This window comes from Microbacterium sp. MYb45 (assembly GCF_002979655.1).
Lineage (GTDB): Bacteria > Actinomycetota > Actinomycetes > Actinomycetales > Microbacteriaceae > Microbacterium.
On record NZ_PCPG01000012.1, the window covers coordinates 1 to 18,858 of the forward strand.

17 protein-coding genes and 1 pseudogene are annotated in these 18,858 nt (G+C 70.6%); 13 read left to right on the forward strand and 5 right to left on the reverse strand.

Going from position 1 to position 18,858, the window contains the following annotated elements:
• From CQ034_RS15485 to CQ034_RS15495, 3 genes and pseudogenes are all read right to left on the reverse strand, one after another.
• A pseudogene (locus tag CQ034_RS15485) lies at window positions 1-512 on the reverse strand (bifunctional D-altronate/D-mannonate dehydratase); the annotation flags it as partial.
• Entirely contained in the window at window positions 509-1,693 is a 1,185-nt protein-coding gene (locus CQ034_RS15490) for an N-acetylglucosamine-6-phosphate deacetylase (protein WP_105711748.1), read from the reverse strand. The gene CQ034_RS15490 and the pseudogene CQ034_RS15485, both read right to left, overlap by 4 nt.
• On the reverse strand, window positions 1,690-2,472 hold the full coding sequence (locus CQ034_RS15495; RefSeq protein ID WP_208617652.1) for a 6-phosphogluconolactonase: 783 nt from the start codon (window positions 2,470-2,472) through the stop codon (window positions 1,690-1,692). Before CQ034_RS15495 ends, CQ034_RS15490 begins: the two co-directional genes overlap by 4 nt.
• Window positions 2,473-2,610: 138 nt before the next feature.
• Between CQ034_RS15495 and CQ034_RS15500 the strand changes: the two genes are divergently transcribed.
• The 7 genes from CQ034_RS15500 to CQ034_RS15530 all read left to right on the forward strand — a co-directional run bounded on the left by CQ034_RS15500 (window position 2,611) and on the right by CQ034_RS15530 (window position 10,033).
• Window positions 2,611-3,627, forward strand: a complete 1,017-nt coding sequence (locus CQ034_RS15500) for a LacI family DNA-binding transcriptional regulator (protein ID WP_105711749.1) — start codon at window positions 2,611-2,613, stop codon at window positions 3,625-3,627.
• A gap of 33 nt (window positions 3,628-3,660) precedes the next feature.
• A complete protein-coding gene (locus tag CQ034_RS15505) occupies window positions 3,661-4,662 on the forward strand; it encodes a Gfo/Idh/MocA family protein (RefSeq protein WP_105711750.1) in 1,002 nt (333 codons plus the stop codon).
• 67 nt (window positions 4,663-4,729) lie between these two features.
• Window positions 4,730-5,761 (forward strand): Gfo/Idh/MocA family protein, encoded by a 1,032-nt coding sequence (locus tag CQ034_RS15510; protein ID WP_105711751.1) that lies wholly within the window; start codon window positions 4,730-4,732, stop codon window positions 5,759-5,761.
• A gap of 15 nt (window positions 5,762-5,776) precedes the next feature.
• Complete coding sequence (locus CQ034_RS15515) at window positions 5,777-6,640, forward strand: Gfo/Idh/MocA family protein (protein ID WP_181156344.1); 864 nt, start codon at window positions 5,777-5,779, stop codon at window positions 6,638-6,640.
• 233 nt (window positions 6,641-6,873) lie between these two features.
• Window positions 6,874-8,151, forward strand: coding sequence for an extracellular solute-binding protein (locus CQ034_RS15520; RefSeq protein WP_105711753.1), 1,278 nt, complete (start codon window positions 6,874-6,876; stop codon window positions 8,149-8,151).
• Window positions 8,151-9,131, forward strand: coding sequence for a carbohydrate ABC transporter permease (locus tag CQ034_RS15525; RefSeq protein ID WP_258134236.1), 981 nt, complete (start codon window positions 8,151-8,153; stop codon window positions 9,129-9,131). The genes CQ034_RS15520 and CQ034_RS15525 overlap by 1 nt, the downstream gene beginning before the upstream one ends.
• Window positions 9,128-10,033, forward strand: coding sequence for a carbohydrate ABC transporter permease (locus tag CQ034_RS15530; RefSeq protein ID WP_081859895.1), 906 nt, complete (start codon window positions 9,128-9,130; stop codon window positions 10,031-10,033). Before CQ034_RS15525 ends, CQ034_RS15530 begins: the two co-directional genes overlap by 4 nt.
• A 74-nt stretch (window positions 10,034-10,107) precedes the next feature.
• On the opposite strand, the gene CQ034_RS15535 is transcribed toward CQ034_RS15530, so the two are convergent.
• On the reverse strand, window positions 10,108-11,514 hold the full coding sequence (locus tag CQ034_RS15535) for a mannitol dehydrogenase family protein (protein WP_258134237.1): 1,407 nt from the start codon (window positions 11,512-11,514) through the stop codon (window positions 10,108-10,110).
• Window positions 11,515-11,581: 67 nt separating this feature from the next.
• A complete protein-coding gene (locus CQ034_RS15540; protein WP_181156345.1) occupies window positions 11,582-12,685 on the reverse strand; it encodes a substrate-binding domain-containing protein in 1,104 nt (367 codons plus the stop codon).
• A 311-nt stretch (window positions 12,686-12,996) separates the two neighbouring features.
• Between CQ034_RS15540 and CQ034_RS15545 the strand changes: the two genes are divergently transcribed.
• The 6 genes from CQ034_RS15545 to CQ034_RS15570 all read left to right on the forward strand — a co-directional run bounded on the left by CQ034_RS15545 (window position 12,997) and on the right by CQ034_RS15570 (window position 18,841).
• On the forward strand, window positions 12,997-14,655 hold the full coding sequence (locus CQ034_RS15545) for a hypothetical protein (RefSeq protein WP_105711756.1): 1,659 nt from the start codon (window positions 12,997-12,999) through the stop codon (window positions 14,653-14,655).
• A gap of 138 nt (window positions 14,656-14,793) precedes the next feature.
• Entirely contained in the window at window positions 14,794-15,738 is a 945-nt protein-coding gene (gene phnD, locus CQ034_RS15550; RefSeq protein WP_258134238.1) for a phosphate/phosphite/phosphonate ABC transporter substrate-binding protein, read from the forward strand.
• A gap of 44 nt (window positions 15,739-15,782) precedes the next feature.
• Window positions 15,783-16,619 (forward strand): phosphonate ABC transporter ATP-binding protein, encoded by an 837-nt coding sequence (locus CQ034_RS15555; RefSeq protein ID WP_105711823.1) that lies wholly within the window; start codon window positions 15,783-15,785, stop codon window positions 16,617-16,619.
• The gene (gene phnE / locus CQ034_RS15560) at window positions 16,603-17,454 is read left to right on the forward strand and encodes a phosphonate ABC transporter, permease protein PhnE (RefSeq protein ID WP_105711757.1); all 852 of its coding nucleotides are present in this window, start codon (window positions 16,603-16,605) and stop codon (window positions 17,452-17,454) included. The genes CQ034_RS15555 and phnE overlap by 17 nt, the downstream gene beginning before the upstream one ends.
• Window positions 17,451-18,218, forward strand: coding sequence for a tyrosine-protein phosphatase (locus tag CQ034_RS15565; RefSeq protein WP_105711758.1), 768 nt, complete (start codon window positions 17,451-17,453; stop codon window positions 18,216-18,218). The genes phnE and CQ034_RS15565 overlap by 4 nt, the downstream gene beginning before the upstream one ends.
• Window positions 18,215-18,841 carry a TetR/AcrR family transcriptional regulator gene (locus tag CQ034_RS15570; protein WP_105711759.1) on the forward strand — a complete coding sequence of 209 codons (627 nt, stop codon included), beginning with the start codon at window positions 18,215-18,217 and terminating at the stop codon, window positions 18,839-18,841. Before CQ034_RS15565 ends, CQ034_RS15570 begins: the two co-directional genes overlap by 4 nt.
• The last annotated feature ends 17 nt before the right edge of the window (window positions 18,842-18,858 follow it).

An 18,858-nucleotide genomic window follows, 5' to 3' on the forward strand; every position in this document is an offset into this window, starting at 1 on the left:
GCGTCGCCGACATCGGCCCCCTGTGCGGCGATCCCGTAGATCGCCTTCAACGTGGGCACCCCGGTCTGCACGCGGATCGCCCTGTATCCCTGCTCCTGGTGGGCGCGGATCGAGTCGAACAGCTCCGGCAGTTCCTTGCCCGACGCATGCCCGTACGCCATCAACCCGTTCCGCGACGCTCCCCCGAGCAGCTGGTAGACGGGAAGGCCGGCGACCTTGCCCTTGATGTCCCACAGCGCCATGTCCACCGCGGCGATCGCGGCCATCGTCACCGGTCCCCGCCGCCAATACGCACTCCGGTACAGGAACTGCCAGGTGTCCTCGATACGCGACTCGTCCGCCCCGATCAGCAACGGCACCACGTGCTCGGTCAGGTACGCGACGACGGCGAGCTCGCGGCCGTTCAACGTCGCATCGCCCAGCCCCGTCACGCCGTCGGCGGTCGTGATCTTCAGCGTCACGAAGTTGCGGTCGGGACTCGTGACGATCACGTCGGCCCTGTCGATGGTCATCGGGTTCCTCCTGCGGTCGTGCGGGCGTCGGCGGACTCGGTGGCGGGTTCGCCCGCGATCAGCACCTCGCGCGGCGTGATCGCGCGCTCGCCGGGCGCCCAGTCGAACAGCAGCACGTCGGCACGGGCGCCGACCGTCCAGTGCGGGCCGTCGCCGAGGACGGATGCGGGTGCGGAGGTGGCGAGCCGCAGCGCCGCCGCCAGAGAGCCGGTCAGGCGGGCGACGGTGGCGACACCGACGTCGAGGGTCTGCACGGAGCCCGCGAGGAATCCGGTCGACACGTGCCGCAGTGCGCCATCCTCGGCGAGGTGCACACCACCGCCGACCGTCGAGACGCCGTCCTCCCGCAGGGCCGTGGGCGTGGCGACGGCGTCGCTCACGAGGAAGATGCCGTGTTCGCGCTTCGCGGCGATCATGGTGGCGAGCGTGGCATCGGGCAGGTGGTGGCCGTCGGCGATGACACCGGCGGCGAGCCGGCGTTCGGCGAGCTGCGTCCACAGGTAGTTCGGATGCCGGGGGAGCACCGCATGCGCGCCGTTGCCGAGGTGCGTGGAGAGCGTGGCACCGGCGTCGACGACCGCGGCGATCTCGGCATCCGTCGCATGGGTGTGCCCGACCGCGACCCGCACGCCGTGCGCGACGAGGAAGCGCGTGGCTTCGACGGACCCCGGATGGTGCGGAGACAGGGTCACGACCCGGAGCAGACCGGGAGCGGCGTCGAGCCAGGTCTGCAGCTCGGCGATGGCCGGGGGGCGGATGTGCGCGAGCGGATGCACGCCGCGGGGGCCGTCCTGCTCCGACAGGCTGGGACCCTCGACGTGGATGCCGGCGACCGCGCGCGAGGTCGCGGTCGAGGTGCGCACGGCCTCGTCGATCGCACGGATGCGGGCGAGCATCTCGGCGGGCGAGGCGGTGATGACGGTCGGCAGGAATCGCGTGACGCCGTGGGCGGCGAGAGACTGTGCCATCGCCGTGATGTGGGCCGGCGAGGGCTCTGCCGCATTCGCGTCACCGTCGAGGTGGCCGTTGACCTGCAGGTCGATCAGTCCGGGGCCGATCCAGGGGGCGCCGTCACCGGGGTCGGCGGTCGGGGTGAGCGCGCTGATCCGGCCGTGCTCGACGACGACCTCCAGCCCGCCTGCTCCGAGGGCGTCGCGACCGTGCAGCGTGCGCGCGGTCATCGCGCCGCCTGGGCCGCCACGGCCGGTGCGGGATGCAGCAGCGATGCCGCGTCGCGGTCGACGTGCACCTCGCAGCGCGAATGCCGCCGCAGCACGGTGCACGGCCAGTGCGAGCTGATCGGCTCTTCGACCAGGGCGCGCACGGCCTCGGCCTTGCGGGCATCGGGCACGGCGCACACGAGGTGAGCGCCGTTCATCAGCGCCGGGATGGTCAGCGTCAGTGCGTGGGTGGGCACGGCCTCGAGCGTATCGAAGCAGTCGTCGTCGACCTGCTGCACGCGGCTGGCGAGGTCGAGCTGCACCACGCGCACGGGGCACGGGTCGCCGAGGTCGGCATCGGGCGGATCGTTGAACGCGATGTGGCCGTTCACGCCGATACCGAGGCACACCAGGTCGATGGGCCCTTCGGCGAGCAGGGCCGCGTACTCCTCGGTCGCCGCCTGGGCACCGAGCTCGGTGCGCATGGGGTGGAACGCGGCGGGCTGCACCGCATCGACGAGGTGGGTGCGCAGCCAGTTGCCGAAGCGCTGGGGAGCTGCGGGGTCGAGATCGAGGTATTCGTCCATGTGCAGGATCGTGATGCGGTCCCACGGCACGTCGGGCTCGGCGGTGAGCGCTCGGTAGACGTCGAGCTGGCTGGGGGCGGCGGCGGCGATCATCCGAGCCGTGCCGCGAGCGGCCACGGCTTCGCGCAGCGTGCGCGCCGCCGATCGCGCGGCGGCAGCGCCCATCGCGGCGCGGTCGGGGTGGGCATGCAGGGCGAACGTCGTCGTGCTCATGATTCGCAAGATTAATGCAACCGCTTGCAAAGTCAAGCCCCCGCGTGCGATCCGTTCCGCGTTCTCGCCGCCCCCGGGAGGAGATTCCCGAGGGTTCGCACGCGCGCAGCCACGGTGCACGGGCTTAGTGTGTGTGACGTGACAGGCAACAGGAAGACGGCATCGACGTCGGTGACGATCGGCGACATCGCCCGCGTGGCCGGTGTCTCGCGGTCGACGGTTTCCCGTGCGTTCAGCCGCCCCGAGCTGCTGAACCCCGAGACGGTGCGACGCGTCAAGGCCGCGGCCGACGAGCTCGGTTACGTCATGAACCACGCCGCGCGCGCGCTCTCCACCGGTCGCTTCGGCAACGTCGCCGTGGTCGTGCCCGACATCGCCAACCCGTTCTTCCCGCCGCTCGTGCGGCGCGTGCAGACGCTGGCCGACGCTGCCGGCTACGCGGTGTTCCTCGGCGACTCCGACGAGATCGCCGACCGCGAGTCCAACCTCACCTCGCGCCTCAGCGCCCAGGTCGAGGGCTTCGTCCTGGCCTCCCCGCGCCTCGACGAGGACCGCATCCGCGAGCTCGACGCGTCGCGCCCCGTGGTGCTCGTGAACCGCGACATCGAGGGTCTGGCGCGGGTGCTGATCGATCCGAGCGGAGGGCTCGACGAGGCTGTCGCGCACCTGCATCGCCTCGGCCACACCCGCGTGGTGTACCTGTCGGGGCCGCGCGAGTCGTGGTCGGACCAGCAGCGCCGGGCCGCCCTCGCCCGGGCTGCCGAGCGCGCGGGACTCGAAGTCATCGTGCAGGAGCTGGGGCGCCCGAGCTCGGCCGGCGGACGCGACGCGGTCGGCGGCATCCTCGCCTCCGAGGCGACCGCCGTGATCGCGTTCGACGACGTGGTCGCCCAGGGTGTGATGGCGGGGCTCGCACTGCGCGGCATCGACGTCCCCCGCGACATCAGCGTGATCGGATGCGACGACACCCTCGCCTCCGGCACGCATCCGGCCCTCACCACGATCTCGGCCGCGTCGGCGGCGGCGGGCGATGCGGCGGCCGAGCTGCTGCTCGGCGTGCTCGCCAGCGGGGAGCGCTCGGATGCCCGCGTGACGATCGCCACGCACCTCGTCGTCCGGGCCACCACGGAGGCTGCGCACACGATCGGCGGTTGACCATGCAACCGGTCGCATGATTTACTGTCGCCCATGCCTCGGATCGCGATCATCGGTGCCGCCCATCCGCACGTGGACTACGTGCTCGACGAGCTGACCCGCGCCGACCGCGCCGCGTTCGAGCTCGTCGGTGTCCAGGACGCCGACCCTGCTGTCGCAGAGCACCACGCCGCCCGTTTCGGCGTGCCCGCCTTCGACCGCGCCGAGGATCTGCTCGCCGAGGGCGTCGACGTCGCCGTGATCGCCGGTGTCTACGGAGCGCGTGGCGCCGATGCCGTCGCCGCACTCCGTGCCGGTGCTCATGTGCTCGCCGACAAGCCGCTGTGCACCTCGCTCGCCGAGCTCGACGAGATCGAGGCCGTGGCCGCCGAGGTAGACCGCACCGTGAACCTGCTGCTCGAGAAGCGCGGCTACCCCGAGACCCTCGCCGCACTCGATGTCGTGCGCGCCGGCGAGCTGGGCGACATCGTCGGCGTCACCTCGTCGGGCCCGCACAAGCTCAACCGCACCCAGCGACCGGACTGGTTCTTCGACCCGGCGCAGTACGGCGGGATCCTGACCGACCTGTCGGTGCACGACCTCGACGCCGCGCTCCTGTTCGCGCCGGCCGACGAGGGCGTGATCCGGGGAGCCGTGTCGGCACCGCTCGACGGCGCTGCCGGATTCGCGCGCTACGGCGCGGCCACCCTCACGACGCCGAACACCGTCGTCTCCGCCGAGGTGAGCTGGCTCACCCCGCAGGCCTCCGACGTGCACGGCGACTACCGGCTGCGCCTGGTCGGCACCCACGGGACTGCGGAGATCTTCTGGGCCCGCGGCCGGGTCGAGGTCACCACCCACGATCAGCCGACCCGCGCGCTCGATCTGCCGTCGGGACGGCGTCCGGCCGAAGAGGCGCTCGACGCCTTCGCCGACGGGCGCACCCCCGAGGTCGGAACCCGGGACTCGCTCGCCGCGACCCGACTCGCCCTCCTCGCCCAGGCATCCGCCGACCAGGGCGGCACCGCGCTGGCCTGGTCGCGCCCGGCTGAGTGAGCTCGCCGACTGAGCTCGCCGACTTGAGCCGACACCTCCGGCATCCACCCCCACGACAGGAGACATCATGACCGAACCGCTGCGCATCGCGATCGTCGGCGCCGGGGTGATCGGCGCCGTCCACGCGCGCCTCGTCGCGGCTCTCGGCGACGCCGGCGTGCTCGCCGCGATCGTCGACGTCGACGAGGCGCGCGGGCGTGCGCTCGCCGAGCAGTACGGCGTGCCGTTCCACGCGTCGGCCGCCGAGGCCTATCGCGCCGAGAGCGTCGACCTCGCCGCGATCTGCCTGCCCAGTGCCTTCCACGCCGACGCGGTGGTCGCCGCCCTCGACGCGGGGGTGGACGTGATCGTCGAGAAGCCGATCGACGTCACGCTCGAATCCGCCGATCGGGTGCGGGCCGCCGAGCGCGCCTCCGGACGCACCGTCTCCGTCATCAGCCAGCGCCGCTTCCAGCCGGTGGCCTCGTTCATCCGCCGCTCCATCGACGAGGGCGCGCTCGGGCGCGTGACGTCGGGAGTCGTGGAGTCGGCGTTCTTCCGCCCGCAGGAGTACTACGAGTCCGGAGACTGGCGCGGCACCTCGGCGATCGACGGCGGCGGTGCACTCATGAACCAGGGCATCCACGCGCTCGACCTGCTGCTGTGGATGCTCGGCACCCCGGTGTCGGTGAGCGCGAAGACCGGCCGTCTCGCGCACGAGGGCATCGAGGTGGAGGATGTCGCGGGCGCCACGATCGAGTTCGAGAGCGGCGCCATCGGCCTGCTGCTCGCCAGCACCGCGGCCTACCCGGGGCTTCCGGTGCGCCTCGCCGTGCACGGCTCGCAGGGCACGGCCGTGATGGAGAACGACGGGCTCGCCTTCTTCGCCTCGGCCACCGCGCCGCAGCCCGATGCCGACTCGCTCGTCGAGCACAATGTGCCGGAGGGGTGGAGCGACGTCGACATGGCGCATCGCCGGCAGTACCTCGACGTCGTGCGGGCGATCCGCAGCGGCGGTCGCCCCGCCATCACCACCGACGACGGCCGCCGGGCGCTGCAGGTGGTGCTCGCCGTGTACGAGTCCGCCCGCACCGGTCGTCCCGTCGACCTCCACGAGTGAAAGAGGATGAGAGACATGGAAACGAAGAACGTCGCGATCGTCGGCATCGAGAACAGCCACGCCGAGGAGATCATCCGCTACCTCAACGTCGAGCGGCCGGTGGACGTGCCGGTGCGGGTGGTCGCGCTCGTCGCGGGTGAGGATGACCGCACGCGCGAGCTCGCGGAACTCGGCGGCATCGAGCAGATCGTCGCGGAGTCGGGCGGCCTGCTCGGCAGCATCGACGCGCTCATCGTGACCTCGCGCGACGGGGCGCTGCACCGGGCGCACGCCGTGCCGTTCCTCGAGGCGGGAACACCGGTCTGGGTCGACAAGCCGCTGGCGGCGAGCGTCGCCGATGCGCAGGAGATCGTCGCGGCGGCCGAGCGTGGCGGCACGGTGCTCACCTCGTCGTCGGCGCTGCGCTGGGTGGCCGACACCGACGCGATCGCCGAGGGCCTCGGATCGATCGGCGAGCTGCAGGCGGTCACCGTGACCGGACCCGCGGATGCGGCCAGTCCGTACAGCGGCATCTTCTTCTACGGCATCCACATCGCCGACGTGGCGCAGCGTCTCGTGCCGGGGCAGCCCGAGGACGTCGACGTGCAGCGCCTGCCGGGAGGGGTCGTCGCCCGCTACCGGGTCGGCGGCGTGCTCGTCACGCTCGAGTTCATCCGCCCCGACGGCGACGGCCAGGTGCCGTTCCGCGCGACGGCCGTCGGCGGCCACGGGGTCATCAGCCGCGACATCGTGCTGGGTGCCGACTACGTGCAGCCCGGCGTGGATGCGTTCGCCGGCATGCTCGCGACGGGGGCAGCCCCGATCCCCATGGCGCAGCTGCTCGCCCCGATCGCGGTGCTGGAGACCGTCGCCCGCGCCACGGCGGCCATCGCCGTCTGAGGCTGTGCAACGCGGTGCAGGGATCACGCCCCCGAAGGTCGTGTCCGCTGCGGCGCGCTCCCCGCAACCACTGACTTATCCCTGGTAATCAAACAGAAACACAACCGTTACACCCTCTTCAACGAAGAAGCTATTGTAATGCAACCGTTTGCACGTTAGCGTGAGAAACGGTTGAACCACCCGTTCATCGGGCGCCTTTCGGGCCCGTCGAGGAAGACCATGGAGGAACGAGAATGGCAAGACGCACTGTGATCGCGGCGGCCGCTTCACTGGCCGCGGTGCTGGCCGTCACCGGCTGCAGCTCAGGCACCGGGAACGACGGAGGCGACGCCGACAGCGGAGACCTCCGCGTGTGGCTCATGCAGGACTCCGTGTCCGAGGATGCGGTCGCGTGGCTCGAAGACGAGTTCGCCGCCCAGAACCCCGGCTCCACGCTGACGGTGGAGATGCAGCCCTGGGATGACATCGTCTCCCGGCTCCAGACCTCCCTCGCGAGCGAGTCCGAGACCCCCGACATCGTCGAGATCGGCAACACCAAGACCGCGACGTTCGCGAACGTCGGGGCGCTCGCCGACATCTCCGACCTGTACGACGAGGTCGACGGCGACGACCTGATCCCCAGCTTCGTCGATCAGGCGACCCTCGACGGCAAGACCTATGCCTACCCGCTCTACGCGGGCACCAGCGTCGTCTTCTACCGCACCGATCTGCTCGAGAAGGCGGGCATCGCCGCCCCCGAGACGCTCGACGACCTGGTCGCCGCAGCCGCCACGGTGCAGCAGGCGAACCCCGACGGCGTCGAGGGCTTCAAGGGCATCTACTTCCCCGTCGTCGACGTGCACGGGCTCGAGGGCTGGCTGTTCTCCCACGGCGCGAACTACGCCGAGGAGAAGGACGGCGCCTGGGTCAGCGGACTCGACACCCCCGAGGCCAAGGCCGCGCTCGAGCAGATGCAGACCATCTGGCAGGGCTCGGCCCTCGGCGCGCTCGACGCGAAGGAGACCGCGGGCAACCCCTGGGTTCCGTACAACAACGGCGAGGTCGCGATGTTCTCCTACCGCGTGTTCGCGCAGGACAGCATCTCTCCCGAGCTCGCCGACGTCACCGGTGTGATGGCGCTTCCTCCGGTCGAGGCCGGCGGCGAGAGCCACCAGTTCCTCGGCGGCTCCAATGTCGGCATCGCCGCGAAGTCGTCGCAGCAGGAGCTGGCGAAGAAGGCCATGAAGCTGATCCTCAGCGAGGACTTCATGACCCAGCTCGCCGAGGATTCCGGCTGGGTCCCCGGCAACACCACCTTCGCGTCGGCCATCCCCGACGGCATCGTCGACGCCGAGCTCCAGCAGCAGATCGCCGAGACGAGCGCCCTCACCCCGGCGGCGCCGAACTGGGCGATCGTGGAGGGCAACAACATCCCGGTCGACCTCTACTCGGCGATCGCCAAGGGTGAGGACATCGACGAGGTGGTCACGCGCATCGGCGCGAAGATCGAAGCGACCCTCAACGGCGACTGATGATGACCACTCCCGTGATCGATGTCGAGGTCGCCCCCGAGGCGTCCCCGCAGCAGCCCGCTCCCCGCACGCGGCCGCGCCGCGCGCGGGGAGCGCTGCTCCCGTACCTGCTGATCGCGCCGCTCCTCGCGGCGGTGCTGATCGCCCTCGGCTGGCCGCTGCTGCAGCAGTTCGTGATGTCGCTGCAGAAGTTCGGGCTGGCGCAGCAGTTCGGCCAGGAGCCCGAATGGGTGGGCCTGGCGAACTACGGCAGGATCCTGACCGACCCGAACATGTGGGTCGTGTTCTTCCGCTCCGTGCTCTTCTGCGCCGTGTGCGCGTCGCTGTCGATGGTGATCGGCATGCTGATCGCGCTGCTGCTGACGAAGGTGAGCAGCTGGGCCCGCATCGCCCTGCAGGTGACGCTGCTGCTCGTGTGGGCGACGCCGGCGCTGGTGACCATGGTCATCTGGCAGTGGCTGTTCGACGCCCGCTACGGCCTGGTGAACTGGATCCTCGCGCGCATCGGCTTCCCCGACATGGCCGGCTTCCCGTGGACTTCCACTCCGATGGGCGTGTTCACGATCGCCGCGATCACCGTCATCTGGGGCAGCCTGCCCCTGATCGTGTTCATGATCTACTCCGCCCTCACCCAGGTGCCCACCGAGGTGCTCGAGGCGGCGGAGCTCGATGGCGCGGGACCCTGGACGCGCTTCCGGCACGTCACGATGCCGCTCATCACCCCGGCGGTCATGATCGTCGGACTCCTGCAGATCGTGTGGGATCTGCGCGTGTTCACGCAGATTTACGTGCTGCAGCAGGCGGGCGTCTCGATCGAGGAGACCAACCTCCTCGGCACCTACATCTACCGGATCGGCATCGGCCAGGGCGAGTACGGCGACGCGTCGGCTCTCGCGACGATCGTGCTCATCCTCACGCTGCTGCTCACCTGGAAGTACATCGCGAAGATGTTCGCCCAGCAGAAGGAGGTCTCGGAATGAGTGCCCCGACCATGACCAGGACCACCGACATCGCCGCCGTCGTGCCGCCGCGCTCGCGCCGGACCATCGGCAATCGCAACGACGCCCGCCGGCGCACCTGGAACGGCGTCGCCGTGGCCGCCGCGCTGCTCCTCGTCTTCCCGATCTACTGGATGGTGAACACCGCGCTCTCGGACAACGAGGAGCTGTTCTCGCGCACACCGCGGTTCTTCCCGTTCCCGCTGAGCTTCGACAGCTTCGCCGGCATCCTCGCCGACAGCGGCTTCTGGTCGGCGCTCGGCATGAGCGCGGGCGTGACCGTCATCGTGGTCGTGGTCGCTGTGCTGTTCGGGTTCTTCGCCGCCATCGCGGTGAGCCGCTTCCGCTTCAAGGGCGGCGGGCTCATCATCCTGCTCGTGCTCATCGTGCAGATGATCCCGACCGAGGCGCTGTTCATCTCGCAGTTCCGCATGCTCGACGGTTGGCACCTGCTCAACACGGTCGGCGGCCTGTCGCTGCTCTACATCGGCACGGTCGTCCCGTTCACGGTGTGGCTGCTGCGCGGGTTCATCCACGGCATCCCGGCCGAGCTCGAAGAGGCGGCGATGGTCGACGGCTGCAGCCGGTTCGGGGCGTTCATGCGGGTCACGCTGCCGCTGCTCGGACCGGGCATCGTCACGGCATCCGTCTTCGCGTTCCTGCAGGCGTGGAACGAATACACCCTGGCCCTCGTCGTGATGACGAAGCCGGGCAACGCCACCCTGCCGCTGTGGCTGCAGACGTTCAGCAGCGAGCTGTCGGCCACCGACTGGGCCGGCATCATGGCGGGCGCCACGCTGATCTCGGTGCCCGTGGTCATCCTGTTCCTCTTCGTCCAGGGTCGCCTGGGCGCGGGCATGATGGCCGGTGCCGTGAAGGGCTGACGCCGCAGACGTCGAAGAGCGCCGGTCCTTCGGGATCGGCGCTCTTCGCGTGCGTGGGGGCCAGCGGGGGTGGATCAGCGGGCGTGGTCGGTGAGCACCCCGAGCACGGCGGGGTCCTCGGCGAGATCGGGTGCGAGCAGGTCGAGCAGAGCGCGATGCGGATCGGCATCCGTCGCGCGTGCGGCCAGCTCCTCCGCGGCGACGTCGTCGAGCGGCCGTCCTGCCTGAACCTCGGCGATGACGAACCGGGCCCAGGCGGCGATCGCGGCGATGCCGGCCGCGCCTGTCTCGCCCTCGGCGCGCGCGCGGCGCACCGGTTCGACGATGCGGGCACGCAGCTTGAGACTCCCGTCCGCGGCGATCTGCCGCAGCCGGTGCACGATCGCGGGGTTCGCGAATCGCTCGAGCAGCGCCCCCCGGTAGGCGGGAAGGCCGAGGTCGACGCCGGTTCTGTCCGCGGAGGCGTCGAGGCGCCGCTGGGCGAGATCCCACAGGTCGCGCACGAGAACTGCACATTCCGGGTCGGCGATGGCCTCGGCGACGGTCTCGTGTCCGCGCAGGATGCCGTCGGAGGCGAGGAGGGAGTGCGCGCCGTTGAGCATCCACAGTTTGCGCTGCTCGAACGGTTCGATGTCGGACACGAAGGAGGCCCCGGCATCTTCCCAGCGCGGGCGGTCGGCGCGGAGGCGTCCGCTCAGGATCCAGCTGTGGAAGGGCTCGGTCACGACCAGGGCCTCGTCGCGGATGCCCTCGCGTGCGGCGACGGCGTCGATGTCGTCTGCCGTGGTGCGCGGGGTGATGCGGTCGACGGACGTGCCGACCACGTCGACCTGCGCGTCGATCCAGGCGCCGAGGGAGGGGGAGGTGAGCGCGGCGAGGTCGCCGACCACGGACCGGAGTGCGGTCCCGTTGTCGTCGAGGTTGTCGCACGGGATCAGCGTGATCGTGCCGTCGGGCAGGGCGCGGCGTCGGGCGTCGAGCGCCCAGAGCAGGCGGGCGGGCATGGTGCGCAGGACGCCGTTCGCGATCGCTCCCGGTGGATTCTCCCGATCGGCGAAGGCTTCGCCCAGCGCACAGATGTCGGCGGTGATGTCGGGGTCCGTGACGTCGAGACGTCCGTCCGCGCCGCGTCGATAGCCCTTCTCGGTGACCGTGAGCGTGACGACCGTGACTTCGGGGCGGGTGAGATAGTCGCGCAGCATCTCGGTGTCGCCGCCGTCGTGCGCGGCCACGATGCTCTCGACGGTCTCGAGATGGTCGCCCTCCGCGCCGCGCGTGAGGAGGGTGTACACATCGTCCTGTCGCGCGAGTGTCTCGGCGGCATCGGGCGAACGACCCGTGAACGCCGCGATGCCCCACTCGTGGTCGGGGTCGGCGTGAGCGGTGTACCAGGCCTGATGTGCGCGGTGGAAGGCACCGAGTCCGAGATGGACGATGCGCACGGGGGCGCGCGGTAGAGTGCGGCGCGGGCTGTGGGGCACGGGAATCCTCGGGTCGATCATCGGCCCTGGGGTCGGGCCTGACTTCAACCTATGACGCACGGCGCGATCATGCAAGCGGTTGCAAGACCCGGGGTTGGGCACGCGCGCTCGACGCCCGCTCCCGCACGATCGGCTGCAGCAGCATCCGCACCGGGGTTCGGTCGCCGCCGCGCCCCAGCATCCGCAGTAGCGTGCTCGCCGCGAGGCGTCCGATCTCGCGCTTCGGCGGTGACACGGCGGTGAGGGGGAGTGGGGCATCCGCCGCCTCCTCATCGTCGAAGGCGACGAGCGCGAGGTCGTCGGGAAGCGAGAGTCCCGCGCGCCTGAGGTGCGGCAGGAGCGCCGTCGCCTCGCGGTCGCCGAGGCAGACGACACCGTCGAGTCCCGCCGACCGCGCTCGGTGCGCGTAGTCGGCGAGTGCCGCGTCGTCCCACGAATCCCGACGCACCACCGCGCCCGGGAGGTCGACGAGGGTGAGGTCGTCGATCGCGCGCCGGTAGCCGCGCAGCGCGGCGTCGGCCGTCGCGGTGTCGCGGCGTCCGAGGAATCCGATACGTCGACGGCCCTGCCGTGCCAGGTGCCGCACGGCCGCATACCCGCCCGCGACGACATCGGTGCACACCGCCGAGAGCCCGTCATCCGGCGGGGAGTCCGTCGGCATCCGCTCCATGAGCACCACCGGGATCGGCAGGGCGCGCAGCAGGTCGAGGCGCGCCGTGGGGTCGGCCAGGTGCAGGGTGGGCGTGATCAGGAGTCCGGAGCATCCGGCGGCGAGGAACTCCCGGATCCGACGGATCTCGAGGGCGTCGTCGTACTCACTCGACACGATGCGCAGGGTGACGCCCGCGGCCCGGGCCACTTCCGTGATCCCCTCCACGACGGTGGGGAAGTAGTAGCTGTGCGACGGGACGATCACGCCGATCACGGGACTCTTCCCGGCCCCGCGCGCCGACACGTACGTGCCGGAGCCCTGGCGGCGGACCACCACTCCGTCGTCGACGAGCATCCCCACCGCCCGCCGCACGGTGTTGATGCCGACCGCGTGCGTCGCGGCCAGAGTCGCCTCCGGTGGCAGGCGCTCGCCCCGGGACCACTCGCCGGCGGCGATGCGGTCGCGGAGTTGTTGCGCCAGGCTCACGAACAGCGGCTGCGTGTTCGGGAAAGCTCCCATGTCGCCCTCCTCGGCCCGTGGACGCCCGTGAGTCTTCGCTATGCAACCGTATTCATTCGGACTCGGTTCGGCAAGGTGTCGGGCACTCGCGGCGCGTGCTGCGGGGAATCGCGCTTCCCTCGGCCGCATCCGTGCGAAAGGGCCGACGCACGTGCGATCGGCCGAGCGAAGCGCAGGGCCGACGCCGGCGCAGTCCCGATTCCTTCCTCCAGTCATTCCCCTTCTCGGACGTTTCGTTGACCACCGGATGCCCGCGCGTCACGGTGGCAGTCACGACGACTCCGCGCCCGGCGGAGCGGAAGGAGACACCGATGAGACGCACACGCTGGCTGTCGGCGCTGGTCGCCGCGAGCCTTCTCGCCGGAGGGGTGGTCGCCACCGGCGGCGCCGCCTCTGCAGAGACCGTCACGACCGAGCTCGCGATCACCTCGCCCGTCGACGGCGGCACCGTCAGCGGGTCGACGCTCACGGTGGAGGGGACGTTCGCGAACACCTCCGAGCTCGTGCTCGTCGTGGGGGCGCAGGAGGTGATCCCGATCCCGGTCACCGGCACCGCCGGCACGTGGACCATCGACCTCGACATCGCCGACCGCGACGGGCGACTCGACCTCGCGGTGCGCGCCCGTGACCTCACCACCCTCTACACGACCTGGTCGGAGTTCCTCGCCGTCGAGGTCGACAACCCGGCCGCATCCCGCCCGGTCGTCACGGTGGTCTCGCCGACCGAGGGCGCGTATGCCGGCTCCTCGCTCGACGTGGTCGTCGACGTGGCATCCGACCGCGCGCTGTCCGCCGTCGAGGTGCGGGTGAACGGCGGTGCCTGGCAGGCCGCCACGGCGCAGGGCGGATGCGAGTACGCGGCATCCTTCCCCGTCGCAGGTTCCGAGTTCGCGAGCATCGAGGCCCGTGCGACCGACGTGTCGGGGCACACCTCCGAGGCACCGACCACCTACGTCGCGCTCGGCGGAGCCACCGCCGAGACCCCCGTGATCTACGACCAGGACCGGGCGATGTGGATCTGGGAGCGCGCGTCCTACGAGGCCGTGTTCGATGAAGACGCCCGCGACCGCCTCGGCGCCGTGATGGACGACACCACGACCTTCGGGTCCGACCCCATCCGCACGATCTACCTCGGCGTCGACAAGTACGGCACCACCGACATGCTGCGCGACTCGCGTGACGAGGTCGTGGCGTTCGTGGAGTGGGCCCGCGCCCGCGGCTACCACGTGCAGGCCACCGTCGCCGGCGGCACGCGTCCGCCGTATCTGGGCGCCCTGGAGCAGTTCGAGCACTTCGCGGTCGACGAGTTCGAGAAGGTCCTCGACTACAACCTCGCCGTGCCGGAGTCCGCGCGCTTCGACGGCATCAACGTCGACATCGAGCCGTACATCCTCAGCGACTGGAAGCTGCCCGGCAGCGGCGGGCTCCCGAACCGGTGGCTCGAGATCCTCGACACGCTCATCGAGCGCCGCGACGCCTCCGGGCTGCCGGTGCTGGTCGGGCCCGCGATCCCGCGCTGGCTGGACTCCTCGGCCTGCTGCACGTCGATCACCTGGAACGGCCAGACGAAGCCGCTCAGCGACCACATCCAGGACATGACCGACTACATCGCGATCATGGACTACCGCGACACGGCCGACGGCAGTGCGGGCATCATCGCCCAGGCGCAGCACGAGATCGACTACGCGAACCAGATCGGCAAGCCGAACTCGGTCGTGGTCGGCATCGAGACCAAGGACCTCTCCGGCACGGGTGACCCCGAGACCGTGACGTTCTGGGAGGAGGGACGCACCTACCTCGAGGGCGAGCTCGACAAGACGTACACGGCGTTCCAGGACGACGCCTCGTTCGGCGGCATCGCCATGCACCACTACGACGACCTGCTGATGCTGCCGTCGGCGTGGGATGACACTCCGCCCGTGTACTACCCCGTGCCGGGCGCGGGACCAGGAGGCCCGGCGCTGCCGTAGGTTCCTGTCGTTGCGGGGCAGTTCCCTTCGGGGGCTGCCCCGCTTCGGCTGTCCGACGACACCGTCCGTTCATCCGACGTTCCATTCGGAGTACGGCGGTCTCGTAATTGCCCGTCACCTTCGGGAGTTGGAATACCGATGTTCTCGGAATTCCGAGGAGTCTCCTCCCGAAAGGTCATCATGCGCCGCTTCACCCTGCCCGTCGTCGGCCTCCTGGGCGTGGCCGCCCTCGCCCTCACCGGATGCCAGAGCCCGACCGCCGAGGCGGCCCCGGCCGATCCCGACGCCCCCATCACGATCGCCACGATTCCCGTCGGCGAAGACCCCACCGCCGAGAACCCCGTCGAGGTGTTCGCCGAACTGCTCGAGAAGGCGACCGGCCGCGATGTCGAGATCACGGATGTGCCCGACTACCTGAGCGTGGTCGAGGCGATCCGCGCCGATCACGTCGACATCGGCATCATGAGCGGCTTCCCGTCCGCGCTCGCCGTGAACACCGGAGAGGTCGACGCGCTGGTCGCGTTCCAGGGCGACGGCAAGCCGGTGTCGACCTGTGTCGTGCTCGAGGACTCGCCCATCCAGACCGTCGAAGACCTCGAGGGCAAGATGGTGGCGTTCGCCGACCAGGCCTCCAGCTCGGGCTACTTCATGCCCGTGTACATGCTGCACGAGGCCGGGCTCGAGCAGGGCACCGACTACGAGGCCATCTTCGCGGGCGGGCACGAGGGCAGCTTCGCCGCGCTGGAGCAGGGCCAGGTGGATGCCGCGTGCACCGCGGTCATGCTCACCGAGCTCGGCGCCCCGATGTTCCCGTTCGAGGACGGCGAGTGGCGTGCGGTGGGCGAGAGTCCGGCGATGGACATCCAGGGCGCCGTGCTCGGCCGCCCGTCGCTGGATGCCGAGACCCGCAAGGTGATCCAGGACGGAATCGCCGAGGTGTTCTCGCCCGAGAACGCCGAGCGTCTCGGCGCCTACGGGGCGTTCGCTGCGGCCCCGCAGACGGTCGACCCCGACGGAGCGGACTTCGAGTCCTTCGCGGAGATCGCGGCTGTCGCCGGTGTCGAGCTCAAGGACCTCAAGTGACCCTGTCGAGCGTTTCGTCTCGCTCCGCTCGCTCAACGACCGAGGTGCCTCCGGTCGTTGAGCGAGGAGCGCAGCGACGAGACGAAACGCGCACCCCCACCGCCGAACTGCGCCAGGCACTCCCGCTCGTGACGGTGCGCGACCTGCAGGTGGCGTACGACGAGAACACCGTGCTCGACGGGGTCGACCTCGACCTCTTCCCGGGCGAGATGGTGGCTCTGCTCGGGGCCTCCGGTTCGGGCAAGTCGACCCTGATGCGCAGTCTGACCGGGTTCGCGCCCATCTCGGCCGGCACGGTGCGGGTCGCCGGGCACGACGTCACGAATCTCGCCCGCGGCGAACTGCGCACGCTGCGTTCCGAGGTCGGGCAGGTGTTCCAGCAGTTCAACCTGATCCCCCGGCTCAGCGTCATGACCAACGTGCTCACGGGCGCGCTGCACGGCGCGGGGCCGATCAACCTGGCCGGTGGTTTCTCGACCGCGCACCGCCGTCGGGCGCTCGAACTGCTCGACCGGGTCGGCATCGCGCACAAGGCGTCCGCCCCCGCCCGCTCGCTCTCGGGCGGACAGCAGCAGCGCGTGGCGATCGCCCGGGCGCTCATGCAGCAGCCGAAGGTGATCCTGGCCGACGAGCCGGTCGCCTCGCTCGACCCGAAGCTCGCGGGCTCGGTGCTCGAACTGCTGCGCGAGATCGCGACGCACGACGGCATCCCGGTGCTCGTGAGCCTGCACGTGCTGCCCCTCGCTCTCGCGCACAGCGACCGGATCGTCGGGCTGCGGCACGGCGAGATGCTCGTCTCGGGCGCGACCTCGCAACTGGATGCCGCCGCCCTCAGCCCGCTGTACGACGACGAGGAGGACGGCGATGAGCACGACCACTGAACCGCGCGCAGACCGCACCGACCGGACCGCGCGCCCCGCGCTCGATTCGGCCGAGCGTGCCAGGCTCGAGAGCGCCTTCCGGGTGCCGCGCGCCCGCTTCCTGATCGGCCTGCCGGTCGCGTTCCTGCTGCTGCTGTGGTCGTTCAACGGCGCCGAGTTCAACTTCGTGAAGCTCGGCGAGGGCGCGGTCAACATGGGCGAGTTCCTGTCGCGCCTGTTCCCGCCCGACTTCTCGAAGATCGGCACCATCCTCGCGCTGCTGCTCGAGACGTTCCAGATGGCGGTCGTCGGCACGGTGCTCGGCGCGGTGCTGTCGCTCATCGTCGCATTCGGGGCCACGTCCACCCTCGCGCCGAAGTGGCTGTACTACCCGACGCGCTGGATGATGAACATCATCCGCTCGGTGCCCGACCTCGTGTTCGCGCTCATGTTCGTCTCGGCGGTCGGGCTCGGGCCCTTCGCCGGCATCCTCGCCATGACGCTGGGGTCCATCGGCTCGATCGGCAAGATCTTCGCCGAGGCGATGGAGCAGGTCGACCGCGGACCGGTCGTCGCGATGGAGGCGGTCGGCGCCTCGAAGCGGCAGGTCATCCAGTACGGCATCCTGCCGCAGGCCGCGCCCCTGCTCACCTCGTACACACTGCTGCTGTTCGAGGGGAACGTGCGCGGGGCGACGATCCTCGGCCTGGTCGGCGCCGGCGGCATCGGTCTGGAGTTGACCACCGCCATGCGCATGTACGACTACGGCCACCTCAGCGCCATCATCATCTGCATCATCGTGCTCGTCACGGCGATCGACCAGGGCAGCGCCCTCATCCGAAGGAGAATCACATGACCCTCATCGACACCGACCTCGTCCTCAGCGCACCGGTCAACCTGCGCGACCTCGGCGGCATCGCGATCGACGGCGGCGTGCTCCGCGAGGGGCTCGCCATCCGCACCGACGACCTCGCCTACGTGACCGCGCAGGTCGCCGACGACCTCGTCAGGGGCGGACTCACCGCGATCATCGACCTGCGCTCGCCGCTCGAGGTCTCGGTGACGGGGCGGGGGCCGCTGGGCGAGCATCTGGTCGCGTACCACCACCTGCCCCTGATCGCGGATGTCGGGGAGTCGATCGACCGCGACAAGCCCGCGCTCACGCATGAGGCGATGGGCCTGATGTACCAGCGCATGGTCGATGGAGCAGCGCCGCAGCTCGTGATCGCGCTCAACGTCATCGCGTACACGCCGGGGGCTGCCGCCTTCCACTGTGCAGCGGGTCGCGATCGTACGGGTGTGCTGGCGGCGATGCTGCTGCTCGCCCTCGGCGCCGCCGACGACGACATCGTCACCGACTACGCCCGCACGGGCGACAACATGGTCGCGATCATGGCGCGCACCGCACCCGTGATGGGGGCGATGTGGAAGGCGCTGGGCTTCGACGCCGACGCGCTCGGGAAGACCTCGTCGCTGCTGGAGGGATCGATGGACGTGTCGATGCGCAGCCTGCTCGACACCCTTCGTGCACAGCACGGCGACCCGCTGACCCCGCTGCGCGCCGCGGGGCTCTCGGATGCCACGATCGCCCGGCTGCGCGAGCGGGCGCTCGCCGCGTGACGGTTCTGGCGGCGGATGCCGGGGCTGCGGTTCGCCGCCGCCCCGGTCGTCCGCGTGACGAAGACCTCGACGGGCAGATCGTCGCGGCGACGCTCGACATCATCGACGCGGGCGACGAGGTCACGGTGTCGCGCGTGGTCGCCCGCAGCGGGGTGAGCCGGGCGGCACTGTATCGGCGCTGGCCCTCACTCACCCTGTTGATCGCCGCGGCGCTCGACGTCGGCCGCGAGGTGCCGCCGGAGTATCCCGCCGATGCCGACCTGCACGAGATCCTGCTCGCGGGGCTCGGACTCGGTGTCGACGGTGTCGCCCCCTCGGCTCCCGGATACTCCGAGGAGCGGTTCCGGCAGCGCATCCGCCTGGTGATGGCCGACCGTGCCCTGCAGCGGACCTACTGGGAATCGCACGTGTCGCGGCGCCGGGTGCCGCTGCAGAACGCACTCCGGGTGGGGATGGCGCGGGGCGAGCTGCGCCCCGACCTCGACGTCGAAGCCTGCTTCGATGCGATCGCCGGCGTCGCGTACTACCAGCTCGTCGTGCGCGGCGACCGGGTCAACGATCCTGCCGTGGTCGAGCGGATGCGGGCCGCGATCGAGGTGATCTGGCGCGGGATGGTGACGTGAAAGCGAGTTATGTACAT